The sequence below is a fragment of the Bacteroides sp. AM32-11AC genome (assembly GCF_003603515.1).
In the GTDB taxonomy this organism is placed as follows: Bacteria; Bacteroidota; Bacteroidia; order Bacteroidales; family Bacteroidaceae; genus Bacteroides; species Bacteroides uniformis.
Genome location: NZ_QTNH01000005.1, coordinates 74694 through 97508, shown reverse-complemented (window position 1 = coordinate 97508; position 22815 = coordinate 74694). Strand labels below are relative to the sequence as shown.

Here is a 22815-nt window from a genome sequence, read left to right as displayed (position 1 = left end):
AAAGTAATAGAAATCGAACCTATTCGGATAGTTTTTCGACCGTTTTTTTTATATTTATGCGTAATATTGCATCCGAAAAACAATATATGACCTATGTCTGCTCCATATCCGTTTCCATATAAATCCGTTGCATGTACATTTCTGCTGTTATGGGTGTTCGTTTTTTTGTCCGCTGACTTGTTTGCCGGTTCATTCCGCACCTTGGGTATCAAGGAGGGATTGGGCAGTCGGCAAGTATTCCAGATAAACAAGGATTCAGCCGGATTTGTCTGGGTGTATACTCATGTCGGGATAGATCGTTATGACGGGAATGAAATCAAGCATTACAAGCTGGACGGAATGGTTGATTCCAGGGACAATATCCAGTCTTCCACTACCATGATGTGTGATAAGGAGGGTATTGTCTGGGTTGCATTGAAGAATGGAAAAATCTATGCATACAACAAACTGACGGACTCTTTCCAATTGCGTGTGGACTTGGCCGATTACCTGCCTTCTCCGGTATTGTATAATATGCTGTTTGATGACGAAAACCGTTTGTGGTTGTGTATGTCGAAGGGGCTTTATTCTTGGGAAGAAAGTGCAGGACTGTCTTTTGCCGGATTGAAGGGGCAATCTGTCCGTTGCATGGTCCAAATGGAAGATGAAGTGTTTTTTGCAGGCACCGACAAGGGTGTCTTCCGGCTGACGAAGGCAGGAGCGGCAGGTTCTTCGTCTTTTGAGACGAGGCCGGTTGACCTGCATACAGAGATGCATGTGGAATCGCTCTATGTCTTCGGAGCGAAGCTGTTCATCGGTACCTTTTCAAACGGCGTATTTGTGCTTGACGGTCCCGAAGGGCAAATACATTCCTTGAATGACCGGATTCCTCATGTACCTATCCGTTCGTTTGCAAGGACAAAGGATAATTTGCTGCTGGTGGGAGCCGACGGTGCAGGTGTTTTTTGCATGGATGTCGCTACCGGAGAACTTTTGAACCATTATATGAATAACGGGGATGATGACAAAAGCTTGAGTGGTAATACGGTATCCGATATTTGTGTGGATGAATCCGGAGTTGTATGGATTGGCACTTCTACGAATGGCATCAGCTATCTGGATCCGGAGATGCCGGATGTCTATAGAATCAGGCACGAACGCAATAATGATAATTCCCTGAAGTCGGACCATGTAAATGTGATGTTTCAGGACTCGGAGGGAGATTATTGGTATGGTACAAACAACGGCGTCAGCCTCTATCAACCTCGGTCACGCAAATGGACCCACTATCTGGACGGTACGGAATATAGTGGCAAAGTGGTATTGGCGCTTGCCGAAGACTCCGGGGGAAACATCTGGGTAGGTGGCTATGGTATCGGTGTCTATTGTATTGATAAACAGACCGGACGGGTACAGAAGAAAGAGAAAAGAAATGCACATCCGGAGAAGGGAATGGCCACCGACTATGTTTATGCCATTTATGCGGAAGGGGATTATGTCTGGTTCGGTGGTATTGAAGGAGAGTTTACCCGTTACGATATACGGACGGATACTTATACATATTACCCGATTGATTGCATAGGTGACATAAAGCCGGGTAAGGGGGGCTCATTACTGATTGCCGGTTGCAGCGGGTTGGCCGTCTTTGATAAGAAGTCGGGAGACACGCAGTGGCATCAGACGTTTGGAGACATCTCTCTGCATTATCCTGTCCGTTGCCTGATGCAGTCCTCATCCGGCGATACCTGGCTGGCTACAGACGGGGAAGGCCTTATACGTGTTGGGCCGGATGGGAAAGAGGCGCATGCCTATACCGTAGATGACAATCTGGTTTCCAATTCCATCAACAGCCTGCTGGAGGATAACGAAGGGCGTATCTGGTTCAGTACGGAGAAGGAATTGTATTGCTTGGACTGCTCCCGGGATATTATCATCAGTGCCAATGATTTTTTGGATGTCAGGTGGGGATATTACAATCCGAATGCTGCCCTTAAGTTGAAGAATGGATGTCTTGCTTTCGGCACCGCAGAAGGGGTTCTTTCCTTTCTCCCGTCTTTGGACTTGGGGACTCATGCACCCGTTGAGCTGATTCTGACAGACTTTAAACTGCTTTATGAATCGGTCAAAGCGGGAATGAAAGGCTCTCTTTTGCAAACGAATATCAATGATACCCGGAAAATAGATTTGAAGTATAATCAAAACTCCTTCTCTATTTCCTTCTCTGCCATCAACTTTGCAGTCCCGCATCGTATCAGGTATGAGTATAGGCTCGAAAATCACAATGAGGAGTGGGAACGCTCCAATTCAGTGCGGAACGTGAGCTATATGAATCTCTCGTCCGGTAAGTATGTATTCCGCTTGCGGGCATTTGATAAGTACACCGGGCAGCAGGTGGGAGAAAGAAGTCTGGACATTGTCATTCATAACCCTTACTGGGTTTCGTGGTGGGCGCTGCTCCTCTATTTCATCTTGTTGTCTGTCTTTGTCTACATGTTTGTGCAGTATAGGAGGCATAAGGTGAACGAGGGGCGTATAAGGGACAAGATACGTTCCTTTATCAGTATAGCCCATGATATCCGTACACCGGTTACTTTAATAAAGGCTCCGCTGAGCGAGCTCGAAGCGCAGGAGGGACTTCCGGAGCAGGGTAAGAAAACCGTTGCGGTGGCAATGAAGAATGTGGAAAAACTGATGGGAATGATTACTCAACTGCTTGAGTTGCAGAAAACGGAACTGCATGCCGAGGAGTGTCTGAAGGTTTCTCCATACGACATTAAGGCTTATCTGGAGGAAAAGATGGCGGAGTTTCATTTAGCCGCCATGCAGAAGAGCGTCGGGATAGAGTTGGAGGTGGAGCCGGATATGCCCAAGGTTTGGATTGACCGGGAGAAGATGGATCATATCATAGACAATCTGCTCTCCAATGCCTTGAAGTATACAGAGAAGGGAGTCATCCATATACTGGTGAAGACTGCAAGAAAGAAGTGGACTATTGAAGTGAAGGATACGGGTATCGGCATTCCGAAAGAGGAGCAGGGCAATATTTTTCACGAATATTATAGAGCCCAGAATGCCATGAACTTTGAGGAAACCGGTTCGGGTATCGGTCTGATGATTACGCGCCGCATTGTGAAACAGCATCACGGCACCATCTCTTTCAGTAGCGTGGAAGGGCAGGGAACTACGTTTACGGTAACTTTCCCGCAGAGGATAAAGGCGAGCGTGGCGGTGGAAGCGAAGGCTGACGGCCGGGAAGAAGCTCAGGCCGCTACCGGGGCTGTGCATGAAGAAACGGAACGTGCCGGGAAGAATGTCCTTCTTCTGGCGGAGGACGATGCGGATATGAGGGAGTATCTGGTGGACAGCTTGTCTTCCGAATATAAGGTAGTTGCCGTGCCCGACGGCGGAAAGGCATTGGAGACGGCAAGGGAAATCAATCCTGATATCATTATCTCGGACATTGTGATGCCGGTACTGGAAGGTGATGAATTGTGCCGGATTCTGAAGTCATCGGTAGATACAAGCCATATACCTATTATATTACTGACCGCACTGAGTGAGAGGGAAAATATCATCTTCGGACTGGAGGCCGGTGCCAATGACTACATCATCAAGCCTTTCGACTTGTCTGTGCTGAAAGTGCGTATCAGGAATATTCTTCAGAATAGGCAGCATTTGCGCGAAACCGTGTTGGCGATGGATGCGCAGCCCGAAGAGACAGACTATACCAGCCAGTTGGACAAGGAGTTCCTGGACAAGGTTATGAAAGTGATTGAGGAGGAGTTGTCCGATTCGGAATTCTCCATCAATGACTTCTGCCGGATGCTGGGCATGAGCCGCACTTCTGTCTACAATAAGATAAAGACGCTGACCGGGCAGGGACCGAATGACTTCATCCGCATTATCCGTTTGAACAAGGCAAAAGAGCTGCTGGTTTCCCGGAAATATTCGATAGGGGAAGTGGCGAATATGGTCGGATTTTCTGACCCGAAATATTTCAGTACATGCTTCAAAAAGCAGTTTGGTACCAGTCCCAGCAAAATTTAGAGCCATGAAGACTGCTTTTGAACCACTGCTGACAAGTATTAAACCTTTTTTGTCAGAGAATAAACCCTTGTCTCCCTGATAGTGCGTAATATTGTGGACAGTAAACAATATTAAAAAACGCATATAAAAAATGGAAACGTATTTAGGTCTTGATTTAGGAGGCACGAAGTTGCTGATTGGCGAAATGGATAGCCGTGGCAACATTTTGAGGTATAAGAAATATGACTCCGGTTACTTTAATCAGCAGGCTGCGCTGGAAATCATCAAGTCGTCGCTCGATGATTATATCCGTACCGTGGGCTGGTATGACCAGAAACCGGTAGCGATGGGTGTTGGGCTGATAGGGCGTGTAGATCCCAACGAAGGTGTCTGGCTGCAGATTGACCCGAGCAGGACACAGCGGATTGAGTTGGCAAAGGAACTGTCGGATATATATGGCATGCCTTGCCATATAGACAATGATGTGAAGAGCGCTACAAGAGCCGAACGTGTCTGGGGATTCGGACAAATTTCCAAAAACTTTATATACGTAAATGTAGGTACAGGCATTGCCGTGGGTACGGTGATAAATGGGAGACAAATCCGTGGCAGCCATTTCAATGCCGGCGAAGTGGGACACGTGCGTGTAGGTGTGAACATAGGCATTAAATGCGGTTGTGGACGGATGGACTGTGTGGAGGCGATTGCTGCCGGCATAGGTTTTGACAATTGTGCCCGTCTGCTCCGCAACCAGTATGAGACCGGCCTGCATATTCCGGCTGAAAAAGGGGAACGGGTGATTGTGAGTGAGGTGTTTGCACTTAGTCAGAAAGGTGACCCTCTCTGTACGGTGCTGGTGGAGAATGCAGCTGAGGCGCTTGCCAATCTTATCATGAATCTGGTACGTGTGATTGACCCGGACACGGTGGTGTTGGGTGGAGGCATTGTGGCCGACGGATATATGCACGAGAAGATTCTGGAGAAACTTCATCCTACGACCATGCGTTTTGTCAGCAACGGGGTTGTCATTACGAAACTGAATCCCGGATTTATCGGGCTTCTGGGGGCCGGTGCGGTGGCGATGAATATGTGATTAGGAATTAATGATTAAGAATATGAAAATAACAATAACAAAGAATGAAAAGGAGTTTGACTGCACGGCTGCATGGCGCATCATCGGGCAGATGTTGAATGAACCGGAGAGTGTGATAGGACTTTCGACGGGACGTACTACCGGCAATCTTCATCGGTTGGTGGGAGAAATCTATACTAAATATCCGTTTAAGGTGGATACCGTTACTTTCTTCGGATTGGATGAGGTAACGAATGTGCCGCGCGAATATGCCGGAGCATGCTACACGATGCTGAAAACGGAGTTGATGGATACATTGGGCATCAAGGAAGAGAATTTTTTGATGCTGCCTACCATTTCTGGTGATTTTGAACAGTCATGCAGGGATTTCCAGCAGGAAATTGCGAACCGTGGCGGTATTGATTTGCTGATTTTAGGGTTGGGTGAGAACGGACACCTGGGATTCAACCAGCCGGAATCTCCCTTTGGCGGTGAAGCATGGGTGACCCGGATGAATGTGGAACTGGAAGAACGCATCCGTAGAGAAACGGGTACTCCTCCCGATAAAGAGTTGGGAGGGGCTACTTTGGGAATAAAGAACATTATGCAGGCACGCCGGATTGTACTGGTTGCCAAAGGGACTAATAAAGCGGATATTGTCAAGCGGATGCTTGAAGGGCCTGTGACAACAGATGTTCCTGCTTCCATCCTTCAGCTTCATCCCAACTGTGAATTTCTGCTGGATGAGGCGGCGGCAAGCATGCTTAACTGCTAAGTCGCCTTGCAGGCGGCTGATAACTAATTATTTGAATTAATAATCAAAATACTATGACACAACAAGAAAAACAAATAAATTATATGGGGCCATTCATCACGATGGTGTTCTTGTTCTTTATTGTAGGTTTCCTTACGACTGCCAATACTCAGTTTCAGGGTCCTCTGAAAGAAACTTTTCTTTCGGAAGTGGGCGGGTTGAAAAATACTTTTGCTACTTTGATTACTTTCTCCTGGTTCCTTGCTTATCCGGTTTGTGGAGGGGTAGGCTCGTCGTGGATTAGCAAATACGGATATAAAGGAACATTGATGCGTGGATTGCTGGTGATGATTGTGGGGCTTGGTTTGTTCTTTGCCTCTTCCTATTTCACAGTACACTTTCCTGAAGCGAATTGGCATGCAGGAAATAATGTTATCCCTGGAGGGTTCTTGATTTTCTTACTGGGTTCTTTCGTGGTAGGGGCTTCGGCCACCATTCTGCAAGTGGTTATAAATCCTTATCTGACGGCTTGCCATGTCAAGGGTACCCAGTCCGTTCAGCGTTTGGCTATAGGTGGTTCCGCCAATTCTGTGGGAACTACGCTTGCTCCTTATTTCGTGACCGGTGTCGTGTTCGGCGGTCTGTCTATGGAGGACATTCAGATTGACCAGCTGATGGTTCCGTTCCTGGCATTGATGGCTGTTATTTCTTTGATTGTATTGTTGTTGATGAAATTGTCTTTGCCCGATATCCAAGGAACCAGGGTAGAGAAGGGAGAAAAGCTGGAAAAAAGTGTATGGTCCTTCCGTCATCTGACATTGGGCGTGGTAGCTATCTTCTTTTATGTAGGAGTGGAAGTCTGTATCGGGGCCAATATCAATCTGTACGCCATCGAGATGGATTATGCTTCTCCGGCACTGATGGCTACGCTCTATTGGGGTGGTATGCTTGTGGGCCGCTTGGTGGGGAGCAGCCTGAGCAGAATTTCTCCCCGCGTGCAGTTGACGGTTACTACGGTATCGGCAGGACTACTCGCCCTACTGGCCATTCTTCTGAATAATCCGTGGCTGCTCACGGCAGTAGGTCTGTTCCATTCCATCATGTGGGGAGCTATCTTTACCTTGTCCGTTGCCCATTTGGGAAAATACACTTCGGTGGCTTCCGGTGTGTTCATGATTGGAGTGGTAGGCGGTGCCATATTGCCCTTGTTGCAAGGAGTGCTTGCCGATGTTCTTGGAGGCTGGAGATGGTCATGGTTCATCGTTCTTTTTGGAGAAGCGTTTATGCTGTATTATGCATTGATAGGTTCACGGGTCCGTCAGACCTGCGATAATTTGTAATTAAAGATAGTACTTATGAAAAAAATTAGAATGATGATGGCTGCCGCTTTGGGCGTATTGGTTTCATGCGGTAGCGTTAAGTCGGGAGAAGAGGTCGTTGCGGCTTCTCGCGATTCAAAGGTTGTGGTTGCTTATGTCACTTCGTGGAGTGAGGTGATGCCCGACCCGCAGTACATGACGCATATCAACTATGCGTTCGGTCATGTAAACGAGAGCTTTAACGGTGTCAAGATTGATAATGAGGAACGTTTGAGACAGATTGTTGATTTGAGGAAACAGAAGCCGGAGCTGAAAGTGCTGCTTTCCATCGGCGGCTGGGGAAGCGGACGTTTCAGTGAGATGGCTGCCAATGATGAATATCGCCGTGCTTTTGCCGCGGACTGTGACCGTGTGGTGAAGGAGTTCGCTTTGGATGGCATTGACATCGATTGGGAATATCCCACCAGCTCTATGGCAAATATATCCTCGTCACCGGACGATACGGAGAATTTTACACTTCTGATGCAGGATATCAGAGCTGCCATCGGCAATGAAAAGGAACTGACACTTGCCACCGTAGCTTCTGCCCGTTACATTGACTTCAAGGCTATCTTGCCTTCCGTCGATTTTGTGAATATCATGGCTTATGACATGGCTTCTGCTCCCAAGCACCATTCGGCGCTTTATCCGTCAGGACATAGCGGTGACATTACTTCGGACGGTGCCGTTACTGCACACTTGAAAGCGGGCGTACCGCCTTCCAAGCTGGTGATGGGTATGCCCTTCTATGGTCGTGGAGGTGACGGTTATCCCAGCTTCCAAGACTATAATAAGGTAGGGAATACGGATACCCAATATACTGAAAAGTGGGATGAGGTGGCTCAAGTGCCTTATCTGGCCGATAAGAATGATACGTTGGTATTTGGTTTTGAGAATCCCCGTTCACTTGCCATCAAGTGTCAGTATATTCTGGATAAAGATTTGCTGGGAGGCATGTATTGGGATTATAGCGGAGACAATGAGCAGGGTGATTTGCGCCGTACGGTAGCAGAAAACCTATTGGGCAAGCCGCACAAGGCGAAGGTACTGGTGTTGACGGAACGTGGCGGACAGCACGGAGGATTTACGGATGCCGGTTTGAGGTGGTTGGCGGCCGAAGGTGTAAAGGGGAATTTCAGTATTACCGAGATAAACAATGCCAGGAACATAACGGAGGCTTACTTGTCGCAGTTCAGCCTGGTTATTCAATTGGATTTCCCGCCTTATACTTGGCCGAAGGAAGCGGAAGATGCGTTCGTCAAGTATATAGAAGAAGGCCGTGGCGGCTGGATAGGTTTCCATCATGCTACTTTGCTGGGCGAGTTTGACGGTTATCCCATGTGGCAATGGTTCTCTGATTTCATGGGTGGTGTACGTTTCAAGAACTACATAGCTCCGCTGGCCGACGGTACGCTGATTGTGGAAGATAAACAGCATCCGGTAATGAAGGATGTTCCGGCCTCTTTCGTGGTGCCCGATGACGAGTGGTATACTTATGACAAGAGTCCGCGCCCTAATGTACATGTATTAGCCAATGTAGACGAATCGAGCTACACGCCTGCATCGGACATCAAGATGGGCGATCATCCGGTGGTTTGGGTCAATGAAAGCAAAAAGGCACGCAATGTTTATTTCCAGATAGGGCATAGTAGTAAGTTGTACGAAACGGAAGGGTTTACGACCATGTTCAGAAATGCCATTAACTGGACTTTAGAAAGGTAATACTTTTTATAATCAATGGATTTGGAAGAAAACGGGTACGTACAGAAACGTATCCGTTTTTTTATGGGTTTAAACTTTATCACTTTAAGTTTAAAATAAAACGTTTTTTATGGATGTGTTAGTAAATGAACTCCTTATGAGAAATATTCAACTTCCATTTCTTGTTTAGTACGTAATTTCGCTTATCGAAGTATTGGAATTTGTATCAATACAATATGAATAACTTCCTATTTTATAAACTAATACTATTATCATGAAAAGAAAAAGAGTCCTTTTGCTGCTTTGCATTCTCAGTTGCACTTTGCAGCTCTTCGCACAACAAATTAATGTGCAGGGTGTCGTTTATGACCCTTCCGGAGAAACGGTTCCGGGTGCTAATGTCAGTATGAAAAGTAATCCGGCTGTGGGTACTGTGACGGACATTGATGGGAATTTCAGTCTGAAAGCTTCTGTGGGTGATGTGTTGGTCTTCACTTTTATTGGTTATGAGCCTATTGAGTATAAACTGACTGCTGCAGATACAAATCTGAAAGTCCGTTTTACTGATTCTTCTGAGTTGCTGGACGAGGTAGTTGTAGTAGGCTATGGTGTACAAAAGAAGAGTGTACTTTCGTCTGCTGTGAGCCGTGTTACCAGTGAAGAGTTGGATAAAGGTAATCCTACAAATATTCAGAATGCCTTGAAAGGTAAAGTTTCCGGTGTACAGATTATCTCTAATTCAGGTCAGCCCGGTGCGGAATCAAAGATTCGTATTCGGGGTACCGGTACGGTCAACAACTCCGATCCGCTTTATATAGTAGACGGCATGCCGTCTGAAAGTGGTATCAGTCATTTGAATCCTTCTGATATTGAGTCTATTGAAGTGTTGAAAGACGCAGCTTCCGCCGCTATTTACGGAGCCCGTGGTGCTAATGGTGTTGTACTGATTACTACGAAGAAGGGTACTAAAGGAAAGGCTACTTTGAACTATGAATTTACGTATGGTATTCAGAATCCTTCCAAGAAGGTGGATTTGCTGGGTAGTGCGGATTATCAGATGTTGATGAATGAAATGGCTGCCAATGCAGGTAAGGACCCTTATTTCCCGACTGTTTCCAGCGTCAATACCGACTGGCAAAAGGAACTGCAGAACAAGAATGCTCCTATTATGAACCACAAGGTTTCGTTGAGTGGCGGTACGGACAACTCTACCTATTATGCTTCTTTCGGTTATGTAAAGCAAGAAGGTATTTATGCTAAAGGACATGCTGATTATGAACGCTACAATGTACGCTTGAATTACAATAATGTATTACTGGACACGAAATCACGAAATTGGTTGAATAAGATTAGTTTTGGTGCAATTGCAAGCTATTCCAAGTCAATCCAGACTGGTAATACTATTGGCAATAGTGAAGCAGCAGGCTTGATTACTTCCATGAATATGTTGCCTCCTACCGAGCCGGTTTATCAGACCGACCCTGCTATACTGGAGCAATATGCCGTAACTTATCCAAATCATGTCATTGCTCCCAACGGCCTGGCATACAATATCATCGAGATGCGTGAAATAACCAATCCGCTGGCAGCCATGCAGGTCAGTCATAACCAGAGGACTATGCCTCAGAATTTCGGTGCGAACTTTAACCTTGATGTGGACTTGTTACCGGGTTTGAAGTTCAAGACTACCTATGGTGCGGAATGGGTGTTCAATTCCATTAAGAATGTAACTCCAGTCTACGAGCTGAATGCTACCAGTAAGAATGCCACTTCCAAGGTAGAGGATAAGAAAAGGGAGTCTTCCTATTGGCAGTGGGAAAATGTACTGTCGTATACAAAGTCTTTCGGCCGTCATAATATAGGTGCACTGTTCGGTACAAGTATGTCTTCCTACCATTACTCCAATTTGGAAGCGGAAGATTATAATCTGCTGGTGGTGGATATAGACAAGGGATATATAGACACGGCCACAGCGCCCGAAGAACAGTCCAAAGTATGGGGTGGGGCGGAAGATCACCGCATTGCATCCATATTCGGACGTATCAATTATAATTATGATGAAAAGTATTTGTTCGAAGCGGTAGTGAGACGGGACGGTTCGTCAAACTTCAGTCGCGAGCACCAATATGCTACATTCCCTTCGGTTTCTTTGGGTTGGGTGTTGACTCGTGAGAAGTTCATGGAGAACAGACCTTCCTGGTTGGATTTTGCCAAGATACGTCTAAGCTGGGGACAGAATGGTAACGAACGTATTGGCTCCTTTGCCTATACAAGTATGATGAGTCAGGGTAAGAATGCAGTCATAAATGGAAAGGTATATACGGGCATGCTGCCCAGTGGCTATGCCAATGCCGATTTGAAATGGGAGACCTCCGAACAGACCGACTTGGGTATTGACTTGCGTTTCTTCAACAGTGCATTGACATTCTCTGCCGACTATTTCGTGAAGAAGACGAAGGACATGCTGCTTTCCATGCCGATTCCTCTTTATACCAGTTATGGCAGTATGACGGTCAATTCGGGTACAGTGAAGAACGAAGGTATCGAGTTCGAAGCGTCCTATCGCTTTAAGGTGGGTGAAGTGAATCTGGGTATCAATGGAAATGCTTCTTATGTGAAGAATACCGTAACAGACCAGGGCCCCGACCGTGTCGGTCTCAATAATATCGGCGGTGGTATGGGCGGCCAGGTCAGTTGGAGAGAGAACGGGCGTCCGTACGGCTTCTTCTACGGTTACTTGCATGATGGTATTTTCCAGAATCAGCAGGAGATAGATAGCTATACCTACGTAGATTCTAACGGAAAGACTCAGCTGATACAGCCGAATGCCAAGCCTGGAGATATTCGTTTTAAAGATTTGGATGGTGAAAATGGGTTGAATGGTGATGACCGTACCATGATAGGCAAGCCGAACCCTGACTGGACTTATGGATTCACTCTTTCTGCCGATTGGAAAGGAGTTGATTTCAGTGCATTCTTCCAGGGAAGTATCGGAAACGACATTTATAAACTGTACAGACGTTCCAATGTGACTTTTGGTAACTACGACAAATCTTGGCTGAACCGTTGGCATGGTGAAGGCACTTCCAATTGGGTGCCACGTGTGATAGATGGTGACAACAATAACTATCAGGTTTCAAACTTTTTTGTGGAAGATGGTTCGTATATGCGTTTGAAAGTGTTGCAGATTGGCTATAGTCTGCCCGGACAGATGTTGCAGCGTGTCGGCGTCAAGGGGCTGCGTTTCTTTGTACAGGGCGAAAATCTGTTTACAATTACCAACTACAGCGGTTATGATCCTGAAGTGGGAACACGTGATGGATTTGACGGGGGAACATATCCGCAAGCACGTACTTATACTATCGGTGCGAATATTACATTTTGATTAACCTAAAAATTAGATACAATGAATAAGATATTAAAGGTATTGGCTTTGGGTGCGATGGCTTTGTCGACCACAGCTTGTTCAGATTTTCTGGAAGTGAATCCGAGAACTCAGGTGTCAGAAACCGAATTCTATAAGACGGAAGACGATATGATGAAGGGCTTGTATGCCGTGATGAATGAAATGCAGACCCGTATGCCGGAGGTTTGGTCTTACTCTTCTTTGCTGGGTGATGAGTCCGAAACCGGCGGTGGTATCGGTGAGGGGTCTTACAAGACGAAATGGGATACTTTTACCTATGACGCGACTTCTTGTTTCGGTGCATGGGGATATGGTTCTTGGTGGAATGAGTGGGATTTTGGCTTGTTCAATGGAGTCATTGCTGCCAATCTGTTGATTGACAAATTGGCCGGATGCAACCTCAGTGCAGACTTTGTCAATTCCATTTCTGCCGAAGCGCGCTTTTACCGTGCCATTTTCTATTACCATCTGTTTATGGGGTATGAGCAATTCCCGCTTATCAAACATTATCTGGCAGCCAGTGAAATGTATAGCGTTGCCAAAGGAACCCGTGAAGAAATTTATGAGTTTATGATGGGCGACTTGGATGACGAAGTGACTAAGTATCTGCCCCAGCGCAGTGCTACACAGCAGGGACGCGTTTGCCGGGATGCTGCCAAGCTGCTTCGTGCTAAAATTATTTTGTTCCATCGTGATGAGACTAAATATCAGGTGGCATTGAATGACATGAAAGAAATAATCACCAGTGGAAGATACCAGTTGAACCCTGATTATCAAAGCTTATGGGTGAAAGACGGAGAATGGTGTGCGGAATCTATCTTTGAGGTATGTTATGCCGGCAATAACTCCGGTGAAGGGTTTGGGCTTGCACGTTCTTTGGGCGGTCGTAACATTGTTGACCCGAGAAGTGCCGAGCAGGGTGGATTAGGCGAAGGTTATGGGCAGAACACCATGCCGAGTACTGTTTACAACATGTTTAAGGAAGGTGATACGCGCCGTGAGGGAACAGTCATTGTCTATGCGGACGAGGCTAAAAAAGTGGCAGAAATGGTGGCCAAAGGTGAACTACCGGCAGGAAGTGCTTTCCAAGTCAGTGACCAGCAGGAAAATTACGAGGGTCTGGGGCACTATAAGATTCATCCGAGAAAGGAGACGACGTCTACGGTGAATCCTACGGATAACTATTATAACTCTTGGCGTATTTACCGTTATGCCGATGTTTTGCTGCTGGCTGTGGAGCTTGATGTACGTATCAACGGAACTGCCAGTGCTGATGCGCAAGGTTGGTTCGACCAGGTCAGAGACCGCGCTTTCAAAGACAAAGAGCATCGTATCAACTTGGCGGGAAAGAGCAAGCAGGAGTTGTTGGATATTCTTTTTGAAGAGCGTGGGTATGAGTTTATGGATGAAATGCAGCGTTGGTTTGACATTCTGCGTTTCGATAAAGGAACAGAGATTTTAGGTAATAAAGGTTGGACGGAGAAGTTCAGGTACTTCCCGATTGACCAGTCGGAAATGGATAGAGCTAAAGGTGGCTTGACACAGAACCCTGGCTGGTTATAAGTTTAGATTGGTTTTCTTTCTGAAGAGTCCCCGGTATTTCCTTTTGGAATACTGGGGATTTTTATATGTAGGCAGTGGTGGTATCTCTCACAAAGTTTATTTCGGCAAAACATCTGTCATGCTGTCACGCGAAGAGATTATTCTTTTGATTATAAGTTAATTAAAGTGTGATGGATATCCGTGATAGATAAAAAACATTACAACTATCCATCACGCTTTCCAATTTTTGTAAAAGATGGTATGCATACTTGTTTCGTGGGGCGTTGAAATAGTTATAATCTTAGTTCTCAGCATGAAACTTTTAGTTTCAAGACTAAATACGGAAAGTTTCAACAAGTAAGACTATTGGTTTCAAAGGTTAAAACTCTTGGTTTCGACTATGGGAAACTATCATTCCAACTTGTCGGGACCAACAAGGGTATCTATATAAAACAACCGAAACAGATACCTTTCGAAGGAAAAGGTATCTGTTTCGGCATAAAAGTGTTGTATTTTGGAGAAGATTTGAAGAATACTATCCTATTTTATTCTTTTGATTACTGTTATGGGAGTTGTTTCATTTGAGGAACGGGTCACCGCTTTTGTCTTTGCTCACTACCCAGCGGAAAGCATTAACTAATAGCAGGTTCTGTGTACCGTCGATAAACTCTTCGTCACCATGCCCCATATTCAGGTAAATCATTCTGTAATTCTTGTTGGACCATACGATGGGGAAGTCACCAAAATTCACTACATCCTTGATACCCAGTGGATAGTTCTTGGGAGATAGGGACAAGAGTACCTCTACGTCCTTGTTCTGGCGGGGGCTGGGAGTCCATTGGTACCATTCGCTGGCGGGAGCCACGAATGATGCAGGCAGATTCTTGGTAACAGGATGTTCTTCGTTGTCGACTTCGACCAATACCGGCTGGGGAGGCCAGTTGTTGCAATAGAACACCCCACCACCAAGAAACTTAACGAACCAGGGCCAATGCGTGTTTTTGTCGTTGTAGGCTGCTGCGTGGAAACCTACCCAACCGCCTCCGTTTTCCATGTATTGCTCAAAAGCATCGCGTTCTGCCTTGGTGTTGGGGGATGTGTTAAGCATGATAATGACATTGTATTCTTTCAGTTTCTCGTATGGGTATTTTGAAAAATCGGTAGTAATATCCAGAACAAAGCCGTCACCGTAATTGAGCTTCTTGAAGAAAGTGGTTGCTTGTTCTGCAAATTGTACGTGTGCTTCTTCCGCATGTTGCGTGTAATAAATCAAGGCCTTGAAGCGAGGAGCTTTGGCATAGTTTGCCGGATAACCTTCGGGGACTTGTGCGTACGTCAGCAAGGTGCAAGCCGTAAACAATAAAATAAGCAGATGTTTCATAATTTGTAATTTATAAGTTATTAATTCTCCATTATCTAATATTCCGCAGTCAGAGACAGCCATTTGCCTGCCGAGGTAACCCATACCTCTTTATAACAGGCATTGTTGGTTTGCGGCCAATAGGGGACATCGTCGTTACCCAGGGTACGGATACCGACGGGCATCTCTCCTGTCATTTCTCCCGAAGAGAAGGTATTCAGTTGCGGATAGTTGTGTCCTTCTCCATAAATCAAGGATTGTCCGAAAGGATTCTTGCCTACGGTCCAGTACAACTGTTCCAGACCGATGTTGAGCAGTTCCTTGTCCTTCAGGAAGTTTCCGCAGATGGCGGCGGACTTTCCGTTGGAAAGATGGATGGCGGTATTGCCGTTGAAAATGTTGAACCACACGGGGAAGCGTTTCATGTAGTGCTCTTTGTCCAGTTGTACTCCTCGTTTAATCTGTTCCGTGTACAGTTCCTTGGCATTGGCAGGTGGAAACAGATGGAGGGCGTAGAAGTTGGTGGTATCCTTATATTCCTCTGCATGGTAAACACCGCTTGGAATCATGCCGTAGGGATGGGTATACTTCATCATTCCTTTCAGATACTCTCCATATAGTTGTATGGAATTCACCCATTTAGGATAATCGGGGTGCTCCTTCTGGGTTTCGCAAAGCATCACCATGGCCTGCATATAGACCTGCTCGCGCGACTGGTGTATGTAATGTACGATGGATTTGCGGGATTTGTCCCGGTAGAAGAATCCGCGTGTCCCGTCTTTGTCTTTCAGCGGTTCCGTACGCTGGCAGTCGAGGGTATAGCGGATGTATTCGGCGGCGATGTCCGCATAAGAAGGCTTTCCGGTCAGCTTGTATAATTGGCTTGCCGACCAGGAGATGGTAGCCATGTACTGGCTTTTCGAAGTATTGTAGCTGTGTTCGTAAGGCTGGACGAACTGGTCGAAACCGTCTTTCTTGAATTTCTCCATGGCGAAAGCGAAATCTTCTTCGGCCACGCGCAGAAGATATTCCTGCTGCATCGGGTCGTTGTCCAGCGTCATGGAGGCATACGCCTCATATCCGGCATAGAGGAAATTGTCGAATGCCATGTTCTGCACGCGTACAGAAGATATGTCGTCCAGTGTGTTGAATACACCATCCTGCCAGATTAGCAATCCCATGCTGCTGGCGCGGTAGCCGTCTCCATAGCGGTTCTTTAGCATAAACTCCACTCCCCATTCCGCTTCTTCGCGCAGGCGGGCGGCGAGGGTGGGGTTGGTGTTTCTTTGTTTATTATAGGCTTCGAGCAGGGCGAAAGCCACATCTCCCGTCTGCAGGGTCTGCTGGGACAAGTCGCCCGCATCGTGCCATCCACCGGAGTAGGAGATACTGCGTCCGTCATGCCGGGACATCAGGTCTGCGTGGCAGGAGGCATGCTTGCCGGGAACTGGATGCCCGCAGCGTTGGCAAAAGATGAAATTCAGCACTTTCCATTGTGAATCTTCCCAAAGCCGTTCTCCAATCCGAAAGGTGGGAGTTAGCGATGTTCCGACCTTCAGCTGATACTCTCCGGGATTATTGAAGGAGGTGAAATCAATAAGGCCAAATTCTCCAAGAGTGGTTTTCTCTTTTCGGATGTCTCCTTCGTAAGCCACTTTTCCGTCCGTGGTAAGCAGTTGGAAGCGTTTACCGGCATCTATGGTGAGGTTTGTGTTGATAAGGGCGGTTTTAGGGTGGTTGGCGGCATAGCCGGTTGTCGAGTAGGAGATTTTTCCATCGGCAGGTATCCATCCGCTGACTTTCTCAGGGGCTTTCACCGTTTGCAGTTGTAGATTGTCCAGGTAGTAGATAGCTGAATCTCCTGTTGTCCGGTCTTTGCCTTTGAGGGCTGTGCTGAAGGTGATGGACATCACCTTGTCGCGCTGATACTCGTCTATTTCGAGGAAGCATTGGTTCCACTCCTTATTAATAAGGTTAATGAGGTGTGAACCCGAAGGCTGATTATATCCTTTCTTGGCAGGAGTATCTGCATTGCGAAACGTGAGGTTCATGTTGACAATACGCGCCCCGTCGCAATCGGGGTAGATGGAGAATATAATGCGGTTGTACTTCTCCAGATTGGCGCCGTCCAGATGATAGGTAACACTGTTGTTTCCGTAGGTGGCATAGTCTGGGTCGGAAGGAGAGCCGGTCGCCCTTTTCCCGGTGAATGTGGGGAATTGCAGTTTGATGCTGCCTTTGCCGGAAACGGTCTTTTCCGTACTGAAGGACATGCTTCCTGCACCGGAATGACTCCATCCCTCTGTTCCTGCCGAGCGGGTGAGGGGAGTGCTTTGTAGTACTTCCTTTTTCCAGCCGTTGGCTTCGAAAGAGTTTTCAATATCCAGGGGTAGGGGTTGATGTATCAGTCCGCTTTCGTGGAGCTGCCGTTCCAGTTCGGGGTCTTGGGTCAGGCGGGTTTGCCCGTATGCGGCAATACTGCCGAGAGATAAAAGGTATAAAAATAATAATGTCTTTCTCATGTTGATGTCAACCTTTGGTTTCGGTTGCAATGTTAGCCATTATTAGGCAGAAGGAGGTTTGAAAACTGCCATAAAAGCTTTAAAAACTATCCGAAGTAGAGGAAATATGAATTTCGGTAGATGTATAATCCCTATGATGTACGACTTATAATGCCAAAGAAAATACTAAAATCGTATTTTCATAACAGAAGAAAATTGTAACTTTGCGAAGTTATGTCACAATGTTAACCTATGATGCGTATCTTGATTTTAATAATAATGCTGTTGCCATGTTCGCTTGGTATGTATGCATCTGCAATAGATAGCCTTTTGTCTGTTCTGGATAAGACTATCGTGATGCGTAGACAATACGAGGAAGAAAAAGAACGGTATATCTCTTTGATAAAGGATGAGTTGAATCAAGGGAAGCTTACTGACATGGAACGTTATCTGATACAAAATCGTCTTTTTGCCGAATATAATTCTTATATTAGTGATTCTGCGTTGCATTATATAAATGAAAATATTCTTATTGCCACACGACTAAATAATAGGCAATGGATAAATAGTTCTATATTAAATAAAGTACATATCCTAAATACTTCGGGCCTTTTTGTTGAAGCAATGGAATTGCTGAAATCGCTTCCTCGTAACACGTTGGAGGGTGAAAATATAGTGGACTATTATGTCTGTTTTGAAAATTTATACCTCTATCAGGCAGAGTACACCACAGAGCAGAACTATGTGAACAATAATCTTCGGATGGCAAATTTGTATAGGGATTCTATAATCAGCCTTGTTCCAAAAGATACTTATAGATATGCGGTGGTGCATGCACCCCAACTCATCGATCAAGGGAAAAGTCAAGAAGCTATACGTTTATTAAACGATTTCCTTCCCCGGTTGAAATCTAATACGCGTGAGTATGCAGTAGCTACTTCAATTCTGGCTTTTGCTTATCATGTCGTAGGGAACAAGCAAAAAGAAATGGAAGCACGTATTCGTAGCGCCATTGCCGATATTAGGGCAGTGGTGAAAGAAAATTATTCTTTGTGCGCATTGGCGGAATTACTTTATGGAATGGGCGATTTGGAACGTGCTAATCACTATATCAAGATTAGTATGGAAGATGCTAATTATTATACTACTCGGTTGCGTAGTTCGCAGAATTCCAAGATGCTTCCGCTCATAGATCGTGCTTATCAGCAAGAAAAGGAAATACAGCAACAGCGGCAGAGAATGTTTATTACAGGCATATGTATCCTTTCTGTTTTCCTTCTATTGACAGTACTGTGTGTGCTATGGCAAATGAAAAAATTGTCTTATGCCCGTAAAAAAGTTGTTGCTGCCAATTCCCAATTGAGTATATTGAATAGTGAATTGAAGAAGCTGAACAAGTCTCAACATGAGGCTAATGAACGATTATTGCATACTAATCAGACTCTTACGGAAGCCAATCATATTAAGGAAGAGTATTTGGGACGTTTCCTCAGTTTAAGTTCCTCTTATATAAGTAAGATGGAAGAATATCGCCGCATATTGAACAAGCAGGCTGCTGCCGGTAAACTTGAGGAGTTATATCGTACATTGAAGTCCGACCGTTTCATAAATCAAGAGTTGAAAGAGTTCTATCACAATTTCGATGTATCTTTTCTTAAGATATTCCCTAACTTTGTAGAAGAATTTAATCGTTTGTTGCCAGTTGAAGAACAATTGCATCCTAAAAATGAAGAATTGCTTGTTACCGAACTGCGCATATTTGCACTGATTCGTTTAGGTATTACAGACAGTGCGCGTATTGCAGAATTTTTGCGTTATTCCATAACTACCATCTATACTTATCGTTCCAAGCTAAAAAACAAGTCTCTTTGTAAAGAGGACTTTGAAGAACGAGTGATGAAAATAACTTCTTTTTGATTTTATCCTCCTTTTGAGGCTTTCTTCTGCCTTAAAAAGTTTAGAAATGATTTAGAAATTAGTAGCAATAGCATTTTTGTAATACGTTGTATTATAGTTGATTGCCTGTTGCAGGACTTTAGATTTTTATCTCAGCCCAAATCGTGCGTTTGTTTTGATAATACATTTGCATCAATCTATTTATTGTTTAACTAATTTCTAATAAGATGAAAAAGAAAAGTCTAAAGAGATGCCTTAAAAAGCGCATGATCCTTTTACTGGGTTTTCTTATGATGACTGGTGTTGCTGTTGCGCAACAACTTCAGGTACAAGGAAAGGTGACCGATGCAACGGGTGAAGGTCTTATCGGTGCAAGTGTATTGGTAAAGGGTACAACTTCGGGGGTGATAACTGACATTGACGGTAACTATGTGTTATTGAATGTCAATCCTGATGCAATACTTATTTTTTCTTATGTAGGTTACCAAACGCAGGAACTGAACGTATCCGGTAGAAACAAGATTGATGTTGTCTTGCATGATGACCAGCAGGTGTTGGAAGAAGTTGTAGTAGTGGGTTACGGTTCATTGAGTAAAAAAGAAGTTTCCAGTTCCATTGTACAAGTGGATAAGAAAAATTTTAATTTGGGGGCTATGAATAACCCGATGGAAATGGTATCGGGAAAAGTCGCGGGCTTGAATGTCAATACGCAGGCAGCTGCCAATCCTAACTCCAGTTCTTCATTACAAGTACGTGGTGCAACATCTGTTTCTGCAAGTAATAGTCCTTTGATTGTCATAGATGGTGTGGCAGGTGGCGATATCCGTAACATCGCTGCACAGGATATTGAATCTATTACGGTATTGAAAGATGCGGGTTCAGCTGCTATTTACGGAACGCGAGGTGCTAATGGTGTGATTTTAGTTACAACGAAACGTGGCTCGGGTGAAGCTGGAAAAACGGTAGTCACATATGACAGTTACATCGCTTTTAATGTAGCCAAGCCCTCTCCGGATATTCTGTCGGCTGATGAATTCCGTCGTTCGAGACGAGGTACAGACTATGGAGCCGACACTGACTGGTATGGACTGATTACTCGTGATGTAGCATACGACACAAACCAATATATATCTATTGATGGTAGCACAAAGAATGGTTTCTATGGTGCTTCCTTCAATTACAAAAGTGCCAATGGACTTGACATCGTGAGTGGTCGTGAAGAATTTGGAGGTCGTTTTTCTATGGAACAGCGTGTACTGGAGAATCGCTTACAATTCAACGGTTCGTTGAGTGCACGTCGTGTAAATGAAACCTGGGGAAATGATGGTTTCTTCGATAGGGCACTCACAATGAATCCTACAATGCCGGTATATAATGCAGACGGTTCGTATTATCAGCCTACTTCTCCTACGGGTGCAACCAATCCGGTTGCGGAGCTTGCTTTGAGAGATAACAACGGCCAGCGTATGTATTTGTTGGGTACGGCTGAGGCTAAACTGAATATTTTGCAGACAGAAAAGCATTTGTTGAATACAACATTAAGTTACTCATTGCATTACAATGACATGAAGCAACAATATTATGCTTCGTCTGCCGGTTCGGAGTCCTATTGGAATGGTTATAAAGGACGTGCGGAAATGAAGTATCAGAAATGGTACACCAATCGATTGGAGTGGTTGGGAAATTATGCACTGAACTTGGGCGACCACAATATTAAGGCTGTAGTGGGCTATACTTATGAGAAGTCTATCTGGGAACAGATTGGTGGTAGTAACAACGACTTCTCTTTTGATAATACGAAATATTGGGATTTGGGTAGTGGCTCTTATCTGAAGGATGGTTTGGCAAGTTTATATAGCGGTCGCTCTGAATCGACACTTATTGGCTTCTTTGGTCGGTTGAACTATAATTGGAAGGATATGCTTTTTGCATCGGCTTCGTTGCGCTATGAAGGCTCTTCCAAATTTGGTGCTAACCAAAAGTGGGGGTACTTCCCAGCAGCTTCTTTGGCTTGGGAAATGATGGAGATGGGCTTTATGAAGAATACCCGGAAAGTGTTGACCAGTTTGAAACCGCGTGTTTCTTTCGGAATTACCGGTCGTTCGGATTTTGATGCTTATAAATCACTTTCTACTTACAATACCAATGGTAGTTATCTCTTTGACGGGCGTTGGGTAACGGGCTATGCTCCCTCTAGTAATGCTAATCCGGATTTGGCTTGGGAAAAGAGCGTTGCGATTAATCTGGGTGTTGATTTTGTTCTATGGAATCGTTTACGTGGTTCAGTGGAGTATTTTGACCGTAGTTCTAAAGACTTGCTTTATACGTACACGGCACCTCAACCGCCTTTTGTCTATTCCACTATTTTGGTTAACGTTGGAACAACGAAAAATACCGGTATAGAAGTATCTTTGGATGGTGATATCCTTACTAAAACAGCAGTGAAGTGGACGAGCGGAATCAATTATTCTTATGGGAAGACTAAGTTGACCAAACTTTCTAACGATATTTACAAGGCATCTTATCTCGACCTTTACTTAAAACCGGGTACTGGTTCCAGCGAATATTTCTTCCGTGTGCAGGAAGGGGGAGAGATAGGGCAGTTCTACGGTTATGAATATGCAGGTGTTGACGAAAATGGCAATATGCTTATTTTGAATGATAAAGATGAGCAAATACCGATTTCTCAGGCTGATGCCAAGTATAAACGTTATATTGGCAATGGTGCTCCCAAGCACTTCTTGTCTTGGAGTAACAACCTGACTTGGAGAAATTTTGATTTGAGTGTATTCTTCCGCGGTACATTCGGTTTTGATGTATTCAATATGCGTAAATATGGTATGGGGCTTCAGGGATGTGGTACAGATAATGTTCTTCGCTCTGCGTATCTGGAAGATAAGAATATCCGTACCGGTGGTGGAGTAATATCTTCCTATTTCCTGGAGGATGGTAGCTTCATAAAACTGGAAAATGTAACCTTGGGATATAATTTTACTCCTAAGAACCGTAAGTTACTGGATAATATGCGCATATATCTGTCTGCCAAGAATCTGTTTACCTTGACCGGATATTCTGGTAATGACCCTTCAATTATAGACGTGAATGGTATCCAGCCGGGAGTAGATAGTAATAGTGCTTATCCTACAGCAACTCAATTGAGTTTAGGTGTGACTCTTCGCTTCAAATAAATGAGAAACAAATTATTAAAAATATGAAAGAT

The 22815-nt window shown here is 45.0% G+C and carries 11 protein-coding genes; 9 read left to right on the top strand and 2 right to left on the bottom strand.

Annotated elements, in window-relative coordinates; all coding sequences use genetic code 11:
- Window positions 1–93 precede the first annotated feature (93 nt).
- The 7 genes from DW800_RS06825 to DW800_RS06795 all read left to right on the top strand — a co-directional run bounded on the left by DW800_RS06825 (window position 94) and on the right by DW800_RS06795 (window position 13859).
- Window positions 94–4026 (top strand): hybrid sensor histidine kinase/response regulator transcription factor, encoded by a 3933-nt coding sequence (locus DW800_RS06825; protein WP_119957926.1) that lies wholly within the window; start codon window positions 94–96, stop codon window positions 4024–4026.
- Window positions 4027–4156: 130 nt separating this feature from the next.
- A complete protein-coding gene (locus tag DW800_RS06820) occupies window positions 4157–5098 on the top strand; it encodes an ROK family protein (protein WP_005833057.1) in 942 nt (313 codons plus the stop codon).
- Between the two features lie 22 nt (window positions 5099–5120).
- Entirely contained in the window at window positions 5121–5852 is a 732-nt protein-coding gene (locus DW800_RS06815; protein ID WP_005833056.1) for a 6-phosphogluconolactonase, read from the top strand.
- 53 nt (window positions 5853–5905) lie between these two features.
- Window positions 5906–7171 (top strand): MFS transporter, encoded by a 1266-nt coding sequence (locus tag DW800_RS06810; protein WP_117703650.1) that lies wholly within the window; start codon window positions 5906–5908, stop codon window positions 7169–7171.
- A gap of 15 nt (window positions 7172–7186) precedes the next feature.
- Entirely contained in the window at window positions 7187–8911 is a 1725-nt protein-coding gene (locus DW800_RS06805) for a glycosyl hydrolase family 18 protein (RefSeq protein ID WP_034532961.1), read from the top strand.
- Between the two features lie 253 nt (window positions 8912–9164).
- Entirely contained in the window at window positions 9165–12275 is a 3111-nt protein-coding gene (locus DW800_RS06800) for a SusC/RagA family TonB-linked outer membrane protein (RefSeq protein WP_117703651.1), read from the top strand.
- Window positions 12276–12296: 21 nt separating this feature from the next.
- The gene (locus DW800_RS06795; RefSeq protein WP_098031944.1) at window positions 12297–13859 is read left to right on the top strand and encodes a RagB/SusD family nutrient uptake outer membrane protein; all 1563 of its coding nucleotides are present in this window, start codon (window positions 12297–12299) and stop codon (window positions 13857–13859) included.
- A gap of 556 nt (window positions 13860–14415) precedes the next feature.
- On the opposite strand, the gene DW800_RS06785 is transcribed toward DW800_RS06795, so the two are convergent.
- Both DW800_RS06785 and DW800_RS06780 read right to left on the bottom strand, forming a co-directional pair.
- Window positions 14416–15219, bottom strand: coding sequence for a ThuA domain-containing protein (locus tag DW800_RS06785; RefSeq protein WP_117703652.1), 804 nt, complete (start codon window positions 15217–15219; stop codon window positions 14416–14418).
- Between the two features lie 35 nt (window positions 15220–15254).
- Window positions 15255–17720 carry a glycoside hydrolase family 9 protein gene (locus tag DW800_RS06780; RefSeq protein WP_117703653.1) on the bottom strand — a complete coding sequence of 822 codons (2466 nt, stop codon included), beginning with the start codon at window positions 17718–17720 and terminating at the stop codon, window positions 15255–15257.
- Between the two features lie 231 nt (window positions 17721–17951).
- Between DW800_RS06780 and DW800_RS06775 the strand changes: the two genes are divergently transcribed.
- Both DW800_RS06775 and DW800_RS06770 read left to right on the top strand, forming a co-directional pair.
- Complete coding sequence (locus DW800_RS06775; protein ID WP_117703654.1) at window positions 17952–19616, top strand: DUF6377 domain-containing protein; 1665 nt, start codon at window positions 17952–17954, stop codon at window positions 19614–19616.
- 206 nt (window positions 19617–19822) lie between these two features.
- Window positions 19823–22783 carry a SusC/RagA family TonB-linked outer membrane protein gene (locus tag DW800_RS06770; protein WP_005827017.1) on the top strand — a complete coding sequence of 987 codons (2961 nt, stop codon included), beginning with the start codon at window positions 19823–19825 and terminating at the stop codon, window positions 22781–22783.
- Window positions 22784–22815 lie beyond the last annotated feature (32 nt).